We start from the raw sequence: 19517 nt of genomic DNA, 5'->3' as shown, positions 1-19517 counted from the left end.
TTTGACAGTTTGCTTATAAACTTTCCAAAGTATCTTCTAATATGCCTTGAACTATTTTGAAACCTTTGTGTGAACGATTTAGAAACTTTTGGTTATAGTCATCAAAAATGGAAACCATAAATCTTTCCAAAGCTTCTTCATTTGGAAACTGCTCTTTACGTTTAGTGTACCGCTTGATTTTTTTATTAAAGGATTCAATCAAATTAGTAGAATAAAGGCTTGGCCTAATCTGTTTGGGAAAACGATAAAAAGTCAATAAATACTCATTTTCTGCGATAGTCTTAACGGGTCTAGGATAGATTTTCTGCCACTTTTCAATAAACTGTTGACGGGCTATTTCAGCTTCTTCCAGTGAATCTGCACGATAAATTGTTTTGAAATCGTCGTTAATTTCTTGACGATCTGTTGCCCTAACACGTTTCGTCAAGTTACGTGCCACATGAATACAACATTGTTGATGAACCGCGCTCGGAAAGTAATGTGATACTTTATCGACTAATCCCTTGAAGCCATCAGCTACAACAATCAAGGTGTTTTCGACCCCTCTTTGGCCGATGTCTGACAGAATGTCACCCCATACGATGGCAGATTCGTGGGGTGAGATGGAGTAGCTTAAAACTTCTTTTGTGCCATCTGTCCGCACGCCGATGGCGATATGAACGGCTTCCTTAGCAACGGTATCTCTTCTAACTGGAATAACAGTGGCATCCAGATAGATGGCAGCATAATGGGCATTCAGTGGTCTGTTATTGAAGGAACTGACTGTCTCGGCAAATTGTTGTGTCATGTTAGAGATGGTTTGAGGCGTGTAATGATGGCCGTACATTTTTTGAATTAAATCGGCTATCTCACTCATCGTAATGCCCTTGCGAAACAAATGGATAACGACCTCTTCGAGCGTGTTTGTCGACCGTTTGTAAGGTTCAATTGTTTGTTGTTTGAATTCGCCATTGCGATCCCTGGGAATCGAGATAGTGATCGGACCGTATTCAGTTTTAACCTGTCTCTCATAACAACCATTTCTCGAATTCCCTGAATTAAAACCAGACCGGCTATACTTCTCATAATTTAAAAAGCCACTCAGTTCAGTCGCTAATAAGTCATTGATTGCCTGTTCGAGGTGTGATCGAAACAATTCAGTCACATCTCCTTTAGTTACTAGTACTTGCATTAATTCTGTAGTAAAATCAGTCATGGGGGAGTCCTCTTTTCTGTGGGTTTTGTCTACAAACTCTATTCTACAGAAGGGACGCCCTTTTTTCTATTTACACAAAATATTTTACACACTCACTTTTGAGGGTTAAAAAGATATAATTTCAAACTGTCTTTACTAAATTAGTGTAACAAATATTATACTCTTAAACGACTGTTCAGGCTGCTATCTTCTATACTAGAAATACGATAGTGACAATTGCTTTGGCAGGTGTCCTTTACTATTATGTACTTCTTGATAATGATAGTATGGCTATAGAGAGTTAAACATAGATTAAGACTAAACACAATAGAGAATGAGTGAATATAATATGACAATGGATCAAGGAAATCTTTTTTTAGGGATTGATATTGGAACGACAGCGGTCAAGATCGGTCTTATTTCGGATGGCAAATTACTCTATGATGATTTAAGGTCGTTGAAGACTTACCGTGGAGAGGGTGGTTCAGCTTATCAACAACTAGACGACATCATTGGTGCCGTCAAAGGGTTGGTCCTGGCTATTCCACAACTGTACAAGGAACAAATTGGAGTACTGTCTTTCAGTGTTGCCATGCATAGTACGATCAGCTTAGATGGTGTTAATGATAATATCGTACGTATTTGGTCTGATCGTACTGCTGAAAAAACCATTAAATCATTTGTCGATACGACAGATCAAGCAGTAGCTTTTTATAAACGAACGGGATCTCCGATACATTCTATGACCCCATTTGCTAGGATATTGCACGGATTGCATAGTAACCACGGGGATTATAAGTGGATTGGTATCAAAGAAGCAGTTATGAAAGAATTTTGTGGAGACTATTGGATTGATCGGTCAACGGCAGCTGCAACGGGCTTGATGGATGGGCAAAAGTTTATTTGGGACAAGGAAATTCTGAATTATCTTGGTGTCTCTGAACAGCAATTAGGAAAAATAGTGAGTCCAACGACCATGTTTCCAATCAATGAAACCGTGTCAAAGAATCTCGGATTGCCAAAAACTGCTGAAATGATGATTGGTGGTAGTGATGGTGTTTTAGCTGCTTATGCAGGCTATATGTCTTCAGGTATTAAACAGAGTTTGACAATTGGGACGAGCATGGCTGTTCGTAAGTTAAGTTCTAAGTGGTTAGTTGATCCAAGTGTTCAAAACTTTTGCTATGGTTTGTCCCCAGACTTATATGTTTGTGGATTGCCATCAAACAATGGGGGGTGTGTGTTGGAGTGGTTGCATCAGACAATGTTTCAAGACGCAACTGACTTTTATGGTCTCATAGATGATGTCCTAAATCGCACGGAAGCAGGTGCGAATGACCTTCAATTTTTACCCTACATCAACGGCGAACGCGCTCCTTTTTGGACTACTGAGGTTCATGGCTCTTTTTCAAATGTCTCAATTACCCATACGAGAGAGGATTTTTTAAGAGCTATAATTGAAGGACTATTATTCAATGCGCGATTTCTACAAGATAAATTGGGAGTTGATCGAGAGTGGCCCCTTTCTGTTAGTGGGGGCTTCTTCAATAATCAAGCCTTAATTGATCTAGCAGCTACTGTATTTCATCGAAATATTGTCGTGACTCCAACTAATGAACCCTTATTTGGGTTATACCATCTCTATCAACAAGCTGCAAAGGTCTCAGACTCAGTGGAAAATCTTTCTTTAAAAAGAAAGCTCTTTACAATAGAAAACGATAGTAATGAGAGAAACGACGGAAACGAGAGTCAGCAGTTGGAAACAGCAAAGCTTTTACCAACGACTTTTAATCCGGAAAAAGCAGAAATCTATGATCAACTGTATGATCACTTTAAGAAAACCATTGCATCACAAGTACCGTTGCTACAATAAAAGCACATTCCCTAATGAGTTAGAGAACGCGCTTTTATCCAGTCTTTTTAGATCTGTTTTTTATAAGTATGATCAATTTACTCTAGTGTCTATCGTCCTTAGGTTCAGGTAGGTTTAGCTCAAATCCTAGACGTTCACTGTACTCATGTTTTCCCGTATCATCAACGATAATCTTGCCACGGTATTCAAAACCGTTTTTCTTCATAATATGTTGCATTCGTTTATTATAGTCATGGGTATCGATGCGTACATTATGGAAGCCATTCTCGTAGGAATAGGAGAAAAGGTGGCTAAACAGAATGCCAGTTAAGTTTTGGCCTCTAAATTCACTAGAGATTGCAACACGATGGATTGTTGAATAAGGTGCAGAAGGGTTTTGCCATTCGCCATCAGTCAAGTTTTCATATGGCGCATCACCCTCTTGCCAGAGTGTTGCTACACCAGCAATCGTATGACCAACTATTAGTACATAGCAATAGTTTTTTTCAATATCTTCAGTGAATATCTCAGCATTAGGATAGTTTTCAGGCCACTGCTCGTTGCCCTCACTCTTTAATAGTTTTTTTGCTTCAGTCACAACTGCCATGATTTCTGGAATGTCTGATTTTGAGGCTAAGCGTGTAAAAATAACAGCCATAACACGGCTCCTTTCGTAATAAAATTGAGAGGTAATCAGTTACTCAAGGTAATAACCTAACAAAGTTTAGCAGGAATGTCTACCTTTATGTTAGTGTTTTGTCATAGATGAGCCGGAGATAGGTTAATCTTTCCACTAATAGGCAATGATAGAGACTGTCAAAGGGTTTAAGATAAGATTTTAATAAGATAGTGATAGGGTGTGATAAGTCATGATAAGTGTGGAAGATGGAATAGTCCTTAAGGGAATCAATAGTAGCCATTTACTGGATGTGTTTAAGATCTATCAATCCAATCAAGCCTATTTCAAATTGATGGGTGTATCCGAGATAACCCTCGACTTGCTAAAGGCTGATCAAGAGGCACGTCCTCCGCAAAAAAAGGGAAGAACTACTAACTATATCAAACGGTTTGAGGCTATTTCGTGGCAGCAGTCTTATGTTGGGGTGATTGATTATCTTTTAGGATATCCGAGTAAAAAGACTGTCTTTATTGGTTTGTTATTGATTGATGACCACTATAAAGGCCAAAAGATCGGTTCTCATGTGGTCACTGATTTAAGTGATAAGTGGCAAAAGAAAGGATACGAGAACGTACGATTGGGTGTATTGGTATCAAATACAAGCGCGTTTTCTTTTTGGAAAAAACAAGGATTTAAGATAGTAGAGAAGAGTAAAACATATCCGATAACAGCAGATAGTTTTGATGTGTGGATAATGGAACGGTCTATAAAATAGAAGTCTATCAAACCATAAGTTTATCAAAGAGGAGGAGAATAAAGATGTCTATTTATGATATTGAAGTAAAACCCATTGACTCAAAACCAACGACATTGAAGCATTATGAAGGGGAGGTCTTAGTGATCGTCAATACAGCCACAAAGTGTGGTCTTGCGGGTCAATTCAAGGAATTGGAAGAACTATATCAAACTTACAAAGACAGAGGACTTGTTGTTCTGGGTTTCCCGTCGAATCAATTTAAACAAGAACTTTCTTCGGGTGATGAAGCAAGCACTGCTTGTCGAACAACATACGGCGTGACTTTTCCGATGCATGAGATAGAACCAGTCAATGGTCCAGATGCTAATCCACTGTTTTCATATCTCAAAAGCCATTCAAAAGGTTTTTTAGGAGAGGCAATCAAATGGAACTTCACAAAGTTTCTAGTCAGTCGGGATAGTCAAGAAATCATCCGCTATGCATCAACTCAAAATCCAGAAAAAATGATCCCAGATATTGAACGTTTACTCGCTCGAAGAGAACACTAGGATGAGAGCATGACTAGCTTACACACAGGATCGACAAAAATAATTAAGAGTAGCTCAAATAAAATCATCACAATCGACAGGTTATTCGACTTGCTATTAGAAACTTTGGGCGAACAGTTCTGGTGGCCGGCAAGGTCTAAATGGGAGTTATTAATCGGGGCAGTATTGGTACAGAACACCAACTGGACGAACGTGAGTTTGTCTTTGGAAAATCTTGCTCATAGGACGGATTTCTCTCCAAAGGCTATTAGAGAATTAACCAATCAAGAACTGCAAACCTTAATCAGACCTAGTGGCTTTTTTAACAACAAGAGTAGAGCGTTGGAAGGTATTTTGTCCTGGACAGAAACTTTTAACGATGATTTTTCTCGTTTAAAAGCTGTTCCGACAGATAAAATTCGAAAATCTTTACTCCAAATCAAGGGGGTCGGTCCGGAAACAGCAGATGTTATTGTAGTTTATTTGCTAGACAGACCAGTTTTTATTGCCGATGCCTATGCCAGACGTTTATTTACCCTACTAGGGAAGGAAACAAAATCTTATGAGGAATTACAAGGGATAGTCCACTTGTCACCTTCATTCAATGGTACGAAAGCCAATGAATTACATGCCTTAATTGATGTCTATGGGAAACAATATTTGAGAAAGAACACAAAGGAAATTGGGTTTTTAGCTGGTTACAAACTGGATCAATTACTGGATTAACTACAGAATTAACTAGAAGATTAACTACAAAATAACTAGTAAGACTTTCATGATACTTGCCTTGCTTTGGTAAAAAAGTGAGTGAAATTTTGGATTTCTAAACAAAGTTAGTTTACTTTTGCTGTCTGATGAATAATAATGATTATAAATAAAGTACTAAGGGAGAATGAGGGATATGTTCAAACATTTAAAAACATTAGGTAAAGTTGCAAAAGATTCAGGTGCTTTCTTAGGCGGAATAGCTTTTGGGACTCTCGGTCTTAAAGTGTTATGTAGCGATGACGCAAAGAAAAAATATGCAAAGGTGATTGCTAAATCTTATCTTGCTAAGGACAAAATTGGCGATGCTTTATCGCAAACAAAACAACATGCAGATGATGTGTTAGCTGATGCTGCCGACATCTACGAAGCTGAGAAGAAAAAAGAAGCCGACAAGGCCTTTGATTCCTCTGAAGAATAGGCTTGGGTGATAACTATGCGCTTTGAAGTCTTACATGTTTCCAGTAAAAGGGTCCGCATTAGGGTCCCTTTTATTTGTTCTCAAGCTGTCGAACAAAAGCTCATTACGTTAGCAAGTCAACAAGATAATATCACCTACCTGACGTTTTATGGCGATGAACACTCATTCCAAGTTTTCTATAAGAAAGATCATCTTTTTGAGGTTCGTCAATTTTTAACGGCTATCGATGAGACTCTATTAAAGGAAACCTATCAAGAAGGTGCGACCGACCCACGGCTTAAAACGCCTTTTGATATTATCTTTGATTCATTGTGTAATCGATTTGCGTTTCGGTACTTGATTCCAGCACCTATTCGTCATGTGATGACACTATATAAAACAGGCTCTTTTATAAAGAAGGCTTATCAAGCATTACGCCATCAAAAAATGACGATAGAAGTTCTAGATTGCTTGGCTATTCTAACGTCTATCTCTAGAGACCAAATCGACACCGCAAGTACAATTATGTATCTATTGAATCTAGGAAATGATTTGGGAGAATGGACCCAAAAGAAATCAATCGATGATTTAGCACAGACGTTGAAGAGACCAGTTCCACCTGTTTGGGTCAGATTGCCTAATGGTGAAAAGGAACAAAAAGATAGTTTTTTGGTCGGAGTCGGTGATGAGTTAGTCGTTGAAGAAGGTAGTGAAATCTTCTTTGATGGTGACGTTGTTGATGGCACCGGATATGTCAATGAAAGTTCATTGACGGGCGAATCCCTTCCCGTCGTCAAAGCTAGGGGGTCCAAGGTGTCATCCAATACAGTTCTCGTCTGCGGGCAATTAGTGGTTAGCGTCACTAATGCGGATGCCAATCACAATCTACTCGATTTAGTGAATCTGATGACGGACTCTAAAGAAATGATGTCGAAGCACCAACAACAATTAGTCGAGAAAGCTGATCAATTTGTTAAGGTCAACCTCATGGGGATTTCATTGACCTATCTAGCAACAGGTTCGTTTGAAAAAGCTTTATCATTTTTACTCGTTGATTTTTCATGTTCATTAAAGATTGCGACACCTGTTAGTTATTTAGTAGCAGTAAAGAAAGCTATGGAGTCTGGAGTTGTTGTTAAGGGACCGAAATATATTGATTTGTTCCCAGAAATAGATACCTTTATTTTTGATAAAACAGGTACTATTACGGAACCAACACCTAAAATCGTTAAAATCCAACCTTTCTATGATTATACTGAAGAAGAAGTTATCCGCATTGGGGCCTGTCTTGAAGAACATTTCTATCATCCAATAGCTAATGCAATCGTACAAGAAGCAAAGGATAAAGGTATCGTCCATAAAGAAATGCACGGAGAACTTGAACACGTCGTGGCTAAGGGTGTAAGGTCTACCATTGGTGACGACAAAGTCGTTATTGGTAATTATAAGTTTATTTGTGAAGAAGGCATCACCATTACTGATGAGCAACAAGGTATTCTTGATACAATCGAGCAACAAGCCGGCATTTTGTGTTTGGGTTATCGCGGAGAATTAATTGCCTTGTTTGGGATCGACAATCCGCCTAGGGTCGGTATTGATAAAGTTTTGAGACAACTAAAAGAGAGTGGTAAACAAGTTGTGTTATTGACTGGAGATAACGCCTTGCATACTGAACCATTGAAGAAACTAGTTGAATGGAATGATATCATCACTGATACAACACCTAAGGATAAATTTAAGGTCGTTTCGCGGTATAAGCAAGAGGGTCACCATGTCATGATGATTGGAGACGGTTTAAATGATTCAGCAGCTCTATCGGAGGCAGAAATAGGTGCAGTCATGTCTCATTCTTCTGATGTGGCTCGTCATTTGAGTGATGTCATCTTTTTGAATGATGACTTGAATGATCTGTTTAAGCTTGAACAAATTTGTGAGGATCTAAAGCATAAATTGAATCGTAATTTGAAATGGACTGTGGCAATCAATTCAACCTTGATTGGATTCGGCATATTGGGGATCTTAAGCCATAAGCAATTAGCTTTGACACATAATATGACCACCATGTATTTGATAGGCAAAAGTTTAGCTTAATGATTTACGTTAATGCCTTAATGATCTGAATTATTGGCTTAATGATGGCTTAATGATTGTTATAAGAAATAAAAGGGAATAGAACAAGCAAAGCAAAAGTTGTGAGCTACTACAACTGTTTGCTTTGCTTTTTCTTTTTAGCTGTTTTTCTGGTGAGTTTTTTGTTGCCTTTCTAGTTAGATGTTTAGCTCCATTTTAGGTCGTATTGGGTCGTATTAGTTCATATTGGGGTGTATATAGTTAAAACATATTAACTTAATAAATAAAATATTGAGTGGAGTAATGAGTTTAGAGTAAGTTATAAAGGTAGAGTCAAGTGATGAGTATAGGGTTAAGCGACCAACTAGGAAATACTAGGAAAATTTTCAGTCGACACAGCAATACCACTCCAGTATATTCGAGATATAAGAACGACTGTTGAGTTAATGGAATGGGGAAAGTATATGAAAAAAGTAATCGAAAGCAATTGGAAATTTATTGCCATATCGGTGTTCTTATCAGTTATAGCAGCAGTTTCTACTTTGGTCACACCAATAATGATCCAGTGGGTCAATCAATCCGATCAGTTTTTTTCAATAGAAATCGTTAGTTATATAGGGTTTGCCATGATTGTAACTTTTGTGATTCAAACCTTTATGATTTGGTTTCGTGAACGATATGCCGCTAATTTCAACACACGACACTTAATGTCCTTGATCCAAAAGATGGTTAGGATGTCCTATGATGCCTATAGTCATTATGAGGCAAGTTACTTAATCGATAGGATTTTTACAGCTGTTGATGCCAATTATTTATTTTTGATCAATAGTTTTGGTGTATTAGCGCGATCTGTTTTAGTCATCGGTGTGAGTCTATTCCTATTAGCAACAGTTTCATTTGGCATTGCGCTAACGATGATGATATTGATACCCATCAACTATTTTGGATTCCGATTAATCAATCAACAGCTAAAGGAACGAATGAATCGCATGCAAGAAGCCAGCGCTGCTACTCATAAAGATTTGATTGCCACACTGTCTAATAGTGATTCTGTCAAAGCTAGTGGGGATGTCGATCGTTATAGTAACCTTTTTTCAAATTCCTTCAGAAATACTTTTCAAACACTGGCACATACCAATCAGTTTGCACAGATTACGAGTGGTGGTATTAGCTTTTTAAACCAGCTGGCACAAAATATGATCTATGTCTATACCAGCTTTTTAGTTGCAACGAATCAGTGGAGTGTCACTCAATTAATTATTCTTGGTATTGTCTTTCCCATTTTTTTTGAAGCTATGGGGCAGCTGACAAAGCTCAATCTTGACTATAATAGTTTAAAAGTCAGCAACGACTTTGTGACGAACGATCTTGATAACAATAGAGAACGACAAGGTACTTTTTCCGTAGACCATATCAAGACCATTACATTGGATACGCCAATGTATAAAATTGGTGGGAAAGACTTGTCGCTGGCAATAACGGCTGAAATATCTCAAGGAGATATTGTTTATTTAAAGGGAAAGTCCGGTAGTGGGAAATCTTCCTTGCTGAAAGCTATTTTGGCGTTTAGACCAAGTCAAGGCATTACAATAAATCACATCGTTATCAGTGATTTAAATTATCTGTCTCTTCGGAGCAGAGTCTTCTACCTCTCGCAGCAAGTCACCATTTTATCGCAAACCCTTGAAGCTAATATAGGGTTTGGAAGAACATTGACGTCTGAAGAAAGGGACTTTTTATCTCAAACTGCAGTTATGCGCCCAATCCTTGAGAAGAGAAGCTGGCATACGGAACTAGTGGAAAATGGTGCCAATCTTTCAGGCGGTGAGAGACAGCGTATTGCCATGGCGAGGGCCCTAGTGGCCGATGCCGATGTCTTGTTGATGGATGAAAGTTTGAGCAGTATTGACGAGGATAATAGCAAAATCTTAATGACTGAGATTTTAGATTACTATCGTGATAAAATCGTTATCTTTACTGCACATAATGCGTTACACTTGAATAAAGCATCTAAAGTTATAGAGATTAAGTGATCTTTTGTCGTTTAAAACAAGATGAGATGATTCAACGTCATTTATTAGTCTAAGAAACGAACAATACTGCTCACTGTTTGTTGGGAGGGAGTTACGTGGCAAAAGATTTTTTACCATCAGAAAATAAGGCATTATCAGAAAAACCTGCATCATTAGAAACAGCTATAGCCTCTGCTGATAAAACATTATCAGAAGACTATTTATCAGTAGATGATATTGCGAGAGAGTTAGATGTGACGACAAGAACAGTTCGCAATTATCTCAGGCGAGGTCTTTTAAAGGGACACAAGATCAGCAATAAATGGTGGTTCTCAAAAGAGGATCTATATGATCTAATCGGAAATTTAGCTGTTGATCAAACGATGACAATCACCGTCAATGATTTTCTTCTTAGCGAAGAAACCAAAAAAACGAAAGCGGTATTGATTATAAAGTATCCAATCGCTGATCTACAGAAGAATGAGTTGGTAATCAATCGTATCTTGAAAGAGTTTAACGACCTGAAAGAAAGTTTGGAAAAGGATACCGACGAATTTTACTACCGAATGGTTGGAAAGTATTCTGGACAGGTTATGCTGAAGGGAACTGTCTCTTTTGTGACATCCTTTGCTCAATTTATTGAAGCAGAAATACTGACTATAAACTCATCGAAAAAAGAGGTTGAATAAGCGAAAAATATGGTACCACAAGGATTGCAAACAATAAACATCAATAGATTAATAATTGTAGTTTAGATTCTGGATAGTTTAAGCAGTAAATAGCTTTGATGGTGTCTTTAATCACCAAGCTCTCATTATGAGCGGGAACAATAACGGTAACAATTGGGTAACGCGACAATGGTGGTAATTTTTTTAGAGGTGGTTTGATAACTTTCAAAAGAAAAAAATACCACCAAACATAATAATGATTGTTATAATTATGGATACCCAAATAGAGACAATAGTGAATATCATTAAATAACGACTAATCGTGGGAATCCCTCCATTTGAAGTAACGCCAAGTTTTGGTCTGTATAACGAGTAGGAAAATGAATAAAATGAGTGAAATAATGAAAAATAGGACTGTAATATAACTGCTAAGTGTGTAAAACCAGTCAAGCATAGACATTCTCCTAAACAAAATATTCTGCAGATAAATCGGTTTCCGCTAAACGTTTTAATCGCGAAATGGTCTGTTCAGCCGTTAACACACTAGTCGCATCTATTGTGAGAGTGCCATATTTTAACGTTATATTGACTTCATTTTGACCAGTTATAAAGGGAATAGATTGTAAAATCTCTCGCGTATTCTCATTTAAAACCACCTTATCTTCTTCAGTTACAGGGGTTAGTTTTCGTGGTGATAGTATCAAAAAGGCGCCAGTTTCAATATAGTAAATTCTTTCTTCAGGAAAACGGTTTGTCACTAACGCCTCTTTAAGTTGTCTTAATAAAGTCTCAGTTGCTTTGACACCTTGATAGAGATATCGCTCAATAAAATCAACGTAGAATAAACTCAAATACATGCCGCGATTGTCAAATGAGCGTCTTTTATCAAACTCTAAAATATAACCATAGTCATTTTCAAAAGCCGTCTTGTTTTTTAAACCAGTTATTGAATTTCTGTTTTCTAGATATCGACCAATGTCTTTTTGATTATAAACTAAATCAAGTCGTCGAAATATGCGTTTTTGCACCAAGTAACTGATGGCTGAAAAAACTGGGAAAAGTATAATTAAGTATACTTTCAGCCAATTAGCTATAATGATTGGGTTAAAATACATTGTAAATACTCCAATTGCAAATATAATAAGATTTGATGCTATAATGACTACTGAGCTGGATAATAGGCCAAAAAAGATAGCTAAGAAAGTCAAAATATTCAGTAAAACAAATGTCGTACTGTCAATATTCATATATAATAACTGGTTTTGTAGAAGAAGAGCAAAAACGAGCAGTAAAACAGTCAGCTCTAAGGTAATTGAATCTAGGATTTTCTTCACTTTGAAGGTTTCTCCAATCTATCTATTTTAGTTGTCAGATGACTGAATCAATCTAGCTGAAATCAAGGATTAATTCAGTTGAATAACTGTAATGATTATAGCGCGACATATGTCGTTTAGTAGATAAAAGGAATTTTTATTTAGACTAATCAGTCAAGATAAATGTCTTTAGTCATAATTTTTTAGTCAACCGATTACTTTAAGTAAAACATATAGAATTTTTTTGAGGTGTAAAAATATGGGAAGATGTTCTTGGGCAAGCTCAGAGAGATTAAAAAAATATCATGATTTAGAGTGGGGAGTTCCAAGTCATGATGACAATTATTTATTTAAAATGCTTATTTTAGAAGGCTTTCAAGCCGGATTGAGTTGGGACATAATCTTAAAGAAACGGAAAGCTTTCCAAGAAGCATTTGAAGGATTTGACCCAAAAGTAGTCTCAAGATTTGATGACGAAAAGGTTGATAAATTGATGTCTAATGTCACTCTTATTCGAAATCGCCTAAAAATGATATCTGCCATTAAGAATGCATCAGCTTTTTTGGCCATTCAACAGGAATTTGGATCGTTTGACCGTTATATTTGGCACTTTACCAATAATACTAGCCTTGATCCGAAAATTGCGACAGAAGAAGAGCTAATGGCTAAAACGCCATTGTCAGAAAAAGTTAGTAAGGACTTGAAAAAACGAGGGTTTAAGTTTGTTGGCCCTGTTATTATCCAATCATACCTTGAGGCAATTGGCATCTACAATCATCACCTGATGAGTTGTGATTGGCATTAGGAGTGAAGGTGTAACGTCTTAGCACAGAGCTGGTTGATTCATTTTGGTCCTAATAGTAAAATCTTTGCATAGTTTGATAGTCTACACTCTATTTATAAGCAGTCTGTACCAGTGAAAATGCTAATCAAATGAAACCAACTACGTTTTATTTTATAATGAACTTGTAGATTGTTACAAAACTAATTTCAAATAAATGTTGTTGCGGAAGCAACAACTAGTTGTAAAGGGGAGAATGTAATGACTGATAAATTCGAGAACACCTACCAACTGTTAATTAACGGCGAATGGACAAGTGGTAGTGGGGATGACACTATTGAATCGTTTAACCCAGCAAATGGTGAGTTACTAAGTACGATTGTGGATGCTACATCAGAAGACGTTGATAGAGCTGTTGCAGCTGCCCATGAAGCATTTAACTCTTGGTCAAAATTGCCCGTTAAAAAACGTGCAGCACTTCTTTTAGAGATTGCAGACAAAATAGAAGAAAAAAAAGATGATTTTGCTTTATGGGAGACATTAGATAATGGTAAACCATTACGTGAAACAAGTGGCGCGGATATTCCCCTAGCGATTGATCATTTCCGCTATTTTGCAGGAGTGATTCGTTCTGAGGAAGATAGTGTTAAACTGTTAGATGACCAAACCATGTCGATTGTTTTACGAGAGCCAGTTGGGGTTGTAGGACAAATTGTTCCGTGGAACTTTCCATTCTTAATGGCAGCTTGGAAGTTAGCTCCAGCACTAGCAGCAGGAAACACAGTTGTTTTTAAACCATCATCAATGACTTCTTTATCTGTCCTTGAATTAGGAAAGATTTTAAAAGAGGTACTACCTAAAGGTGTTGTCAATATTATAACCGGTTCTGGTTCGAAAGCGGGTGACTACTTACAACATCATGAAGGATTAGATAAGCTAGCATTTACTGGTTCGACCGCTATTGGAAGGAGCATTGGTATTTCAGCTGCCAAAAATTTAATTCCAGCAACACTTGAATTAGGTGGCAAATCAGCCAATATTATTTTTGAAGATGCTAACATTGAACAAGCACTTGAAGGCGTGCCCTTAGGCATATTATTCAACCAAGGACAAGTCTGTTCAGCGGGATCTCGTATTTTCGTTCAAGAATCAATCTATGATGACTTTGTTGAAAAATTAGTTCAAGAATTCAAAAAAGTCAAAGTTGGTAAGCCGTGGGAAGATGGGATACAAATGGGAGCTCAGGTGAGTGACCATCAAATCGAAACAATTGAAAAGTATGTAAAAATTGGTCTTGAAGAAGGCGGAAAGCTTTTGGTTGGTGGCCATCGCATCACTGATGGCGATCTTTCTTCAGGTTACTTCTTTGAACCAACCCTGATTGAAGCAACAAATGATTCTAGAGTTGCTCAAGAAGAAATTTTTGGACCTGTAGGTGTGGTTGTCAAATTTAAAGATGCTGACGATGTTATAAAAAAAGCAAACAATAGTGAGTACGGTTTGGCTGGTGGGGTATTTACTACTAATCTCACTACAGCCTTTAAAGTATCTCGAGCTATCAGAACAGGACGTGTGTGGGTCAATACTTACAATGCTTTTGAAGCAGGAGCACCATTTGGGGGATACAAAAAATCTGGTATTGGTCGTGAAACCCACAAGATGATTCTCTCTGCTTATACCCAAGCTAAGAATATCTATATTAATCTCAGTGACGAAACACAAGGCTTATATTAGTTAACGACCAAAGTCTTAGAGACATGCTTCAATAGGCAGAAAGGATAAATAGATTTCTCTAGCGTACATCCAGTTAAAAATAAATGATTTAAAAAAGTGACGAGAAGCTAATGCCTCTCGTCACTTTTTTGTTGTCTCTAAAGTCCTTAAGACTGTCTTTACTTATTTTTATGCCGGTATAAGGGTTTAGAGATTTTTATGAGAACTGACTTTCATACAGATCATAATAAAATCCACGAGCTTCAAGTAATTCTTCATGCGTTCCCTGTTCAATCACTTGGCCGTCTTTCATGGCCACTATTAAATCTGCATCTACAATTGTTTTGAGTCTATGTGCTATCACGATACTTGTTTTATTTTCCATTAAACGGTGGAAAGCCTTTTGTACTAATTGTTCTGTATGAGAATCAATAGAACTGGTTGCTTCGTCTAGTATTAGCATTTTAGGCTGGGCAATCATTGCACGGGCGATACAAAGCAGTTGCTTTTGCCCTTGAGATATGGTGTCTCCTTTACTATCTAATAGTGTATCGTAACCATTCGGTAGCTGTTGGATAAAGAAATCGGCATGGCAAGCAATGCACGCTTCTTTTATGTCATCAGCGCTAGCGTTTGGATTTCCTAAAGTTAAGTTTTCATTAATGGTGCCATTCTTCAGCCAAGTATCTTGCAATACCATCCCAAACAAACGCCTGACATCGCTTCTCAAAACAGTCTTGATGTCAATACCATCAATTGAAATAAAACCAGAATCACTATCATAAAATCGCATCATAAGGTTGATCAAGGTCGTTTTCCCGCAACCGGTTGGTCCGACGATGGCGACTCGTTGTTGTAAGCTTGTCAAAATGCGATTAATAGTTGTAAAAGACTGATAATCACTGTCTTCTTTGTTAAAGGCGCGAAGCACACGAACGCCTGTCAGTGTTTCATCGGTTTTTTGCGTCAGTTGGTCTAATTGAGATTGAACTTTATGGTATAGTGGTATGGTGAACCCTAAAATGAAGAGGATTATAATGAATAACGAACAGGTGATCAATAAGAAACGCCAGCCCATACTAGTATCTGTAAGGAAGGCCATTACTACCGTTCCAATCACAATAAATGGAGATCTCATAAATAAACGGAAGAAAATATTGACACCCGTTTGGATTTGATTAATATCACTGGTTATTCTCGTAATCAAAGTGGCTGTTTTTAAGGAATTGATGTCACTCATACTGAGTGTTTGGACTTTTCTTAAATAAGCTAATCGAAGGTCGGTAGCAAACCCAACCGCAGCTTGCGCTGAATAGTACTGAGCCGTTACAGCTGCTACTACCCCAAATATGGCCAGAATGATTAGTATCAGACTATAGCGAATGAGTATCGCCAAACTATCTTGTGCGATACCATGATCAATCATTTGTGCGATAAAATAAGGAACGATTAGTTGGGTCAAAGCTTCTAGCCATTTATATAAAGGGGCTAGAAGGGCTTGTCTACGATAGGGCTTAAAGAAAGGCATAAAAATTTTCATAAAAAATCTCCTAGAAAACAGTTTGATGTTTAGTTTAATAGTAATTCAAAAAAAGTGCTATAATAGCCGTATTTAGAAGAGATAAATAAAACATTATATAAAGCAATATGAAGAGCTTTAATAAGTAGGATAGGTGATTGTTTGGTTAAAGAAGTCTTAACATTTAGAGTCGATACAGCACGAGTGAAACCAAATGACATGTATGGCCAAAGTAAATGCCCATTTTGTGATCGCCCCAGCTTAACCAATATTTTGAATGACTCAGGTGATTTTATGTGGCTGATGAATAAATATCCTACATTAAGTCAAACCGTTCAAACGATTATTATTGAAAGTCAGGCGCACGATACTAACCTAACAACTTATAGTGCTAGCTATATGGAACGCTTATGGCAGTATATCGAAGAGTGCTGGGAAAAAATGGCGAGCTCTGGCCAATATGCATCAACTGTTTTATTGAAAAATCATGGACCGATGTCTGGTTCTAGTTTAAAGCACCCACACTTGCAACTAATTGGTTTAGAAAAAATTGAAGCGACGGCAATGAGAGTGGCTAGCGACTTTGAGGGTTTAGAGCTTTATTCAGATGACTATTGTCAAGCAACTCTATCGACTCAGCCAATTATGGGATTTGTTGAACTCAATATTATCAGTAAACGGCATCATCATTCTCCTATAGTTTCCCAAGTGATTCAAGCATTAGTACGTTATATTTTGATATCCTATCAGGGAAATCGGTTTAATAGTTACAATTTACATGGCTGGTTATTTGAAGACAAACAGGTTATAAAGATTATACCACGTTGGGTCGATTCTGCTTATTATACGGGCTTTGGGATCTCTCAAGTTTATAATAGTGAAGAGCTAGTTAAGATAAGAGATGAAATCAGAACAGTCTATCTTAAAAATCTGTCTTAAATCTATCTTAAAACTCTAGCTTAAACTTTAGTTTGAAATGAGATTGAAAAATCAGTAGTACTAACTCGGCCAAGATAACTACTTCGATATGATGAATAGTTATATATTAGTTCTAATGTCTTGTCAGTAAAAAACAAGTAACAAAAAGACGCTCAACCGATGAGGTTGAGCGTCTTTTTACTAATATGGCGTCAAAACAACAAGTTAGGCTAAATAAATCCTTCTTTTTTCAAAATAGGTAAGAGGTTGATCCGACTATCGGCAACGACTTTTCTAATTTCTAAAGTAATCCCACGCTCAGCCAAAAAACGAAAAGCGTCGGCATCCTGTTGATCTACAGCAATAGCGTTGGTAATCATTTTCTTTCCCTCTGCAAAACTCATACTACCAATGTTAACCGATGAGATTTCAACACCACCTTCTACAACCGTTTTGACGTCATGTGGGTTGGTGAATAGCAGCATGGCTTTAAATGAATTAAAAATAGGATCATTCCATATGGCAATCATCTTAGAAATTGGTATGACATTGACCCGAACTCCCGGTGGGGCGGCTTGACTTAGTAGTGCTTTTCGTAAGGAATCTTTTGATACGGCATCGTTAACGACAAGGATACGATTGATTCGACTAGCCTTTGTCCATACTGTGGCAACTTGGCCATGGATCAAACGGTCATCAATTCTAACTAACTTGACTTCCATCGTCATTCTAGGGCCTCCTCTTTTGTAAAGGTATGGTCATTGGTCAAATAGATTTCATAAATATATAACCGTTCTGATTTAGCGATTGAGAGATTCAATTGGGATTCTAAATCATTGAGCTCACGGTCAATGGCTGAAATCAACGGGTTGTTTTTGGGATAATCTTGTAGTGCCTCGTCCGTTGCTAGAGGTTGTCGTTGTAAGGTTCTTTCAATTGTCCCAGCCAGATGCAAGATCATATTCAATTTAAAGCTATTAGATGAGTGTAAATGACCTATTTGTTCGATTGTTTCCATAAAATGCCAAAGCGGGTAAATCATTTTCTGTGGATTGATAAAGGTATAGTGTTCTCCTAAGAATTTTTGACAGGTCTCTTGGTCTAAAGTACTCAAAAGTTCTGTGTCATGAAGGTGTGAATTATCAATAATCTCATTCAGCAACTTATCGGCGTGAGGACTTAATACTTGTTCTAAAGATAAATGTGGGATGTCTTCAGTAATAGGACTCACACCAACGGTCGCAACAATATGATGAGTTTTCTTGATGTCGACTACGACAGCTTTGGCCTCTCTGACCCCACAAGTAATGATTTCGATATCATCATCTAATCTAGTTTTCATTAATTGTATTAATTGCTCTTTAATGATTTGTGCAGCCCCTTTACCACTAGCACAGACTGCAATAATTACTGGTTTCTTCTCGGTATCAATCCGGGTTTTAATTAAGCGCTCTGGTGGTGTCAGGCTATAACCATTGAAACGTTTAAGCTCTTCAGCAATTGTGTCAAGATCTTGGTTTGGCAGTTGTGTCTTTCGAGCAGCTTCTAATAAGATAGGAGTAGATACCATCTCATGTGTTCTTGTTTCTACTCCGAGCTCTTCTTCGATTCTTTTCCCAAAAGTAGTCAGCGATCCCATATCTGTTAATAATAAGACGCCATGGCCTTTATTAGCCGTTTTGACTAACTCCTTGATGATATCGTAAGCCTCGCTTGGCGATTGTTCTAGGATCATATCGTAGGCATAGATATTTTGAGAACCTAATAAAGTGTTGATGACATCGACCATACTACTAGCTGTACTATTTCCATGACAGGCCACAACGATTCCAATACTTTCTTTAGCACTCTCAGCTTGGTTTAAGGAGGTTATCAACATCGTGAGGTAGTCAACTTCACTTGGAGGAATGATAACCTGTAATCGTTCTTCAATTTTTTGAGCAACTAGACGTGCAGCTTTAAGTTCTTTTGGATGACTCCGCACGAAATCCTTTACCAAATTGTTGGCGGGTTTTTCTACCGTTTCATTCTCATTCCGTTTTAAAAAAGCTGAGACATGTAAACTAAGGGCGTAAATAAAACTTTTACGGTAATTTTTATTGAGCTCACTCTTAACAAACTCTTGAATTTCACGACTCACCTAGATAATTCATAGTTTTATGAGTTTGCGCTCTAAAACCGTATTTCTTCAACATTTGTAAAGAGTTTCTTTTTTCACCCATTTGGTGCGTGAAAAAAGAACACCTTTCTGTTAATGTAAATTTGACGAAAATACAAAACAGAGGTGTTCTATATGTCAAATTTACGCGATAATCGACTAAGTTTCAATAAAAATGTTCAAATTTCCTCAAAAAGTGAAAAGCTATCTTCCCATGGCGGATTGATTTTGGTTCGTGAGTTCCTCGAAAAAATTCAGTTTAATAAATTAG

The 19517-nt window shown here is 37.4% G+C and carries 18 protein-coding genes; 11 read left to right on the top strand and 7 right to left on the bottom strand.

The genetic code is table 11. The features are described from left to right. Positions 1–13 precede the first annotated feature (13 nt). Entirely contained in the window at positions 14–1195 is a 1182-nt protein-coding gene (locus tag H541_RS0108695) for an IS256 family transposase (RefSeq protein WP_022796932.1), read from the bottom strand. Between the two features lie 328 nt (positions 1196–1523). Here H541_RS0108695 and H541_RS12160 point away from each other — a divergent pair, with 328 nt between their 5' ends. Then, the gene (locus H541_RS12160) at positions 1524–3047 is read left to right on the top strand and encodes an FGGY family carbohydrate kinase (RefSeq protein ID WP_022796931.1); all 1524 of its coding nucleotides are present in this window, start codon (positions 1524–1526) and stop codon (positions 3045–3047) included. An 82-nt stretch (positions 3048–3129) separates the two neighbouring features. On the opposite strand, the gene H541_RS0108685 is transcribed toward H541_RS12160, so the two are convergent. Further along, on the bottom strand, positions 3130–3684 hold the full coding sequence (locus tag H541_RS0108685; protein ID WP_022796930.1) for a GNAT family N-acetyltransferase: 555 nt from the start codon (positions 3682–3684) through the stop codon (positions 3130–3132). 211 nt (positions 3685–3895) lie between these two features. Here H541_RS0108685 and H541_RS0108680 point away from each other — a divergent pair, with 211 nt between their 5' ends. The 7 genes from H541_RS0108680 to H541_RS12155 all read left to right on the top strand — a co-directional run bounded on the left by H541_RS0108680 (position 3896) and on the right by H541_RS12155 (position 10865). Further along, positions 3896–4420, top strand: a complete 525-nt coding sequence (locus H541_RS0108680; RefSeq protein WP_022796929.1) for a GNAT family N-acetyltransferase — start codon at positions 3896–3898, stop codon at positions 4418–4420. Between the two features lie 44 nt (positions 4421–4464). Continuing rightward, positions 4465–4950: a glutathione peroxidase gene (locus H541_RS0108675; RefSeq protein ID WP_022796928.1), complete on the top strand. Its 486-nt coding sequence runs from the start codon at positions 4465–4467 to the stop codon at positions 4948–4950. A 9-nt stretch (positions 4951–4959) separates the two neighbouring features. Then, positions 4960–5655 (top strand): endonuclease III domain-containing protein, encoded by a 696-nt coding sequence (locus tag H541_RS0108670; RefSeq protein WP_022796927.1) that lies wholly within the window; start codon positions 4960–4962, stop codon positions 5653–5655. 175 nt (positions 5656–5830) lie between these two features. Continuing rightward, positions 5831–6115, top strand: coding sequence for a DUF6110 family protein (locus H541_RS0108665; RefSeq protein WP_022796926.1), 285 nt, complete (start codon positions 5831–5833; stop codon positions 6113–6115). Between the two features lie 15 nt (positions 6116–6130). Beyond that, positions 6131–8185 carry a heavy metal translocating P-type ATPase gene (locus H541_RS0108660; RefSeq protein WP_022796925.1) on the top strand — a complete coding sequence of 685 codons (2055 nt, stop codon included), beginning with the start codon at positions 6131–6133 and terminating at the stop codon, positions 8183–8185. Positions 8186–8628: 443 nt separating this feature from the next. Next, positions 8629–10197, top strand: coding sequence for an ATP-binding cassette domain-containing protein (locus H541_RS0108655; RefSeq protein ID WP_033420883.1), 1569 nt, complete (start codon positions 8629–8631; stop codon positions 10195–10197). 95 nt (positions 10198–10292) lie between these two features. After that, positions 10293–10865 carry a helix-turn-helix domain-containing protein gene (locus H541_RS12155; protein WP_022796923.1) on the top strand — a complete coding sequence of 191 codons (573 nt, stop codon included), beginning with the start codon at positions 10293–10295 and terminating at the stop codon, positions 10863–10865. 40 nt (positions 10866–10905) lie between these two features. On the opposite strand, the gene H541_RS13235 is transcribed toward H541_RS12155, so the two are convergent. Together H541_RS13235 and H541_RS0108640 are read right to left on the bottom strand one after the other, a co-directional pair. After that, positions 10906–11073 carry a glycosyltransferase family 2 protein gene (locus H541_RS13235; protein ID WP_022796922.1) on the bottom strand — a complete coding sequence of 56 codons (168 nt, stop codon included), beginning with the start codon at positions 11071–11073 and terminating at the stop codon, positions 10906–10908. Between the two features lie 235 nt (positions 11074–11308). Further along, the gene (locus H541_RS0108640) at positions 11309–12178 is read right to left on the bottom strand and encodes a hypothetical protein (RefSeq protein ID WP_022796921.1); all 870 of its coding nucleotides are present in this window, start codon (positions 12176–12178) and stop codon (positions 11309–11311) included. A 238-nt stretch (positions 12179–12416) separates the two neighbouring features. Between H541_RS0108640 and H541_RS0108635 the strand changes: the two genes are divergently transcribed. Beyond that, positions 12417–12962, top strand: coding sequence for a DNA-3-methyladenine glycosylase I (locus H541_RS0108635; RefSeq protein ID WP_022796920.1), 546 nt, complete (start codon positions 12417–12419; stop codon positions 12960–12962). A 237-nt stretch (positions 12963–13199) separates the two neighbouring features. Next, entirely contained in the window at positions 13200–14672 is a 1473-nt protein-coding gene (locus H541_RS0108630) for an aldehyde dehydrogenase family protein (protein WP_022796919.1), read from the top strand. Positions 14673–14868: 196 nt separating this feature from the next. Here H541_RS0108630 and H541_RS12830 read toward each other — a convergent pair whose 3' ends face one another. Then, positions 14869–16191, bottom strand: a complete 1323-nt coding sequence (locus H541_RS12830; protein WP_022796918.1) for an ABC transporter ATP-binding protein — start codon at positions 16189–16191, stop codon at positions 14869–14871. 141 nt (positions 16192–16332) lie between these two features. Between H541_RS12830 and H541_RS0108620 the strand changes: the two genes are divergently transcribed. Then, positions 16333–17109, top strand: a complete 777-nt coding sequence (locus H541_RS0108620) for a DUF4931 domain-containing protein (RefSeq protein ID WP_022796917.1) — start codon at positions 16333–16335, stop codon at positions 17107–17109. A 209-nt stretch (positions 17110–17318) separates the two neighbouring features. Here H541_RS0108620 and H541_RS0108615 read toward each other — a convergent pair whose 3' ends face one another. Both H541_RS0108615 and H541_RS0108610 read right to left on the bottom strand, forming a co-directional pair. Beyond that, entirely contained in the window at positions 17319–17816 is a 498-nt protein-coding gene (locus H541_RS0108615) for a mannose/fructose/sorbose PTS transporter subunit IIB (RefSeq protein ID WP_022796916.1), read from the bottom strand. After that, entirely contained in the window at positions 17813–19228 is a 1416-nt protein-coding gene (locus tag H541_RS0108610) for a PRD domain-containing protein (RefSeq protein ID WP_022796915.1), read from the bottom strand. Before H541_RS0108610 ends, H541_RS0108615 begins: the two co-directional genes overlap by 4 nt. Positions 19229–19517: the final 289 nt, after the last annotated feature.

The sequence above is a fragment of the Bavariicoccus seileri WCC 4188 genome, from assembly GCF_000421665.1.
Lineage (GTDB): Bacteria > Bacillota > Bacilli > Lactobacillales > Aerococcaceae > Bavariicoccus > Bavariicoccus seileri.
Note: the sequence above shows the minus strand (reverse complement) of the source record. Positions and strands in the feature narration are given on the sequence as shown.

Excerpts from the sequence above, each read along its gene's own strand:
- H541_RS0108655 (WP_033420883.1), top strand. The coding sequence starts at position 8,629 with ATGAAAAAAGTAATCGAAAGCAATTGGAAATTTATTGCCATATCGGTG.
- H541_RS0108615 (WP_022796916.1), bottom strand. The coding sequence starts at position 17,816 with ATGACGATGGAAGTCAAGTTAGTTAGAATTGATGACCGTTTGATCCAT.
- H541_RS0108665 (WP_022796926.1), top strand. The coding sequence starts at position 5,831 with ATGTTCAAACATTTAAAAACATTAGGTAAAGTTGCAAAAGATTCAGGT.
- H541_RS0108685 (WP_022796930.1), bottom strand. The coding sequence starts at position 3,684 with ATGGCTGTTATTTTTACACGCTTAGCCTCAAAATCAGACATTCCAGAA.
- H541_RS0108675 (WP_022796928.1), top strand. The coding sequence starts at position 4,465 with ATGTCTATTTATGATATTGAAGTAAAACCCATTGACTCAAAACCAACG.
- H541_RS0108660 (WP_022796925.1), top strand. The coding sequence starts at position 6,131 with ATGCGCTTTGAAGTCTTACATGTTTCCAGTAAAAGGGTCCGCATTAGG.
- H541_RS0108670 (WP_022796927.1), top strand. The coding sequence starts at position 4,960 with ATGACTAGCTTACACACAGGATCGACAAAAATAATTAAGAGTAGCTCA.
- H541_RS0108635 (WP_022796920.1), top strand. The coding sequence starts at position 12,417 with ATGGGAAGATGTTCTTGGGCAAGCTCAGAGAGATTAAAAAAATATCAT.
- H541_RS12160 (WP_022796931.1), top strand. The coding sequence starts at position 1,524 with ATGACAATGGATCAAGGAAATCTTTTTTTAGGGATTGATATTGGAACG.
- H541_RS0108695 (WP_022796932.1), bottom strand. The coding sequence starts at position 1,195 with ATGACTGATTTTACTACAGAATTAATGCAAGTACTAGTAACTAAAGGA.
- H541_RS0108630 (WP_022796919.1), top strand. The coding sequence starts at position 13,200 with ATGACTGATAAATTCGAGAACACCTACCAACTGTTAATTAACGGCGAA.
- H541_RS0108680 (WP_022796929.1), top strand. The coding sequence starts at position 3,896 with ATGATAAGTGTGGAAGATGGAATAGTCCTTAAGGGAATCAATAGTAGC.
- H541_RS12830 (WP_022796918.1), bottom strand. The coding sequence starts at position 16,191 with ATGAAAATTTTTATGCCTTTCTTTAAGCCCTATCGTAGACAAGCCCTT.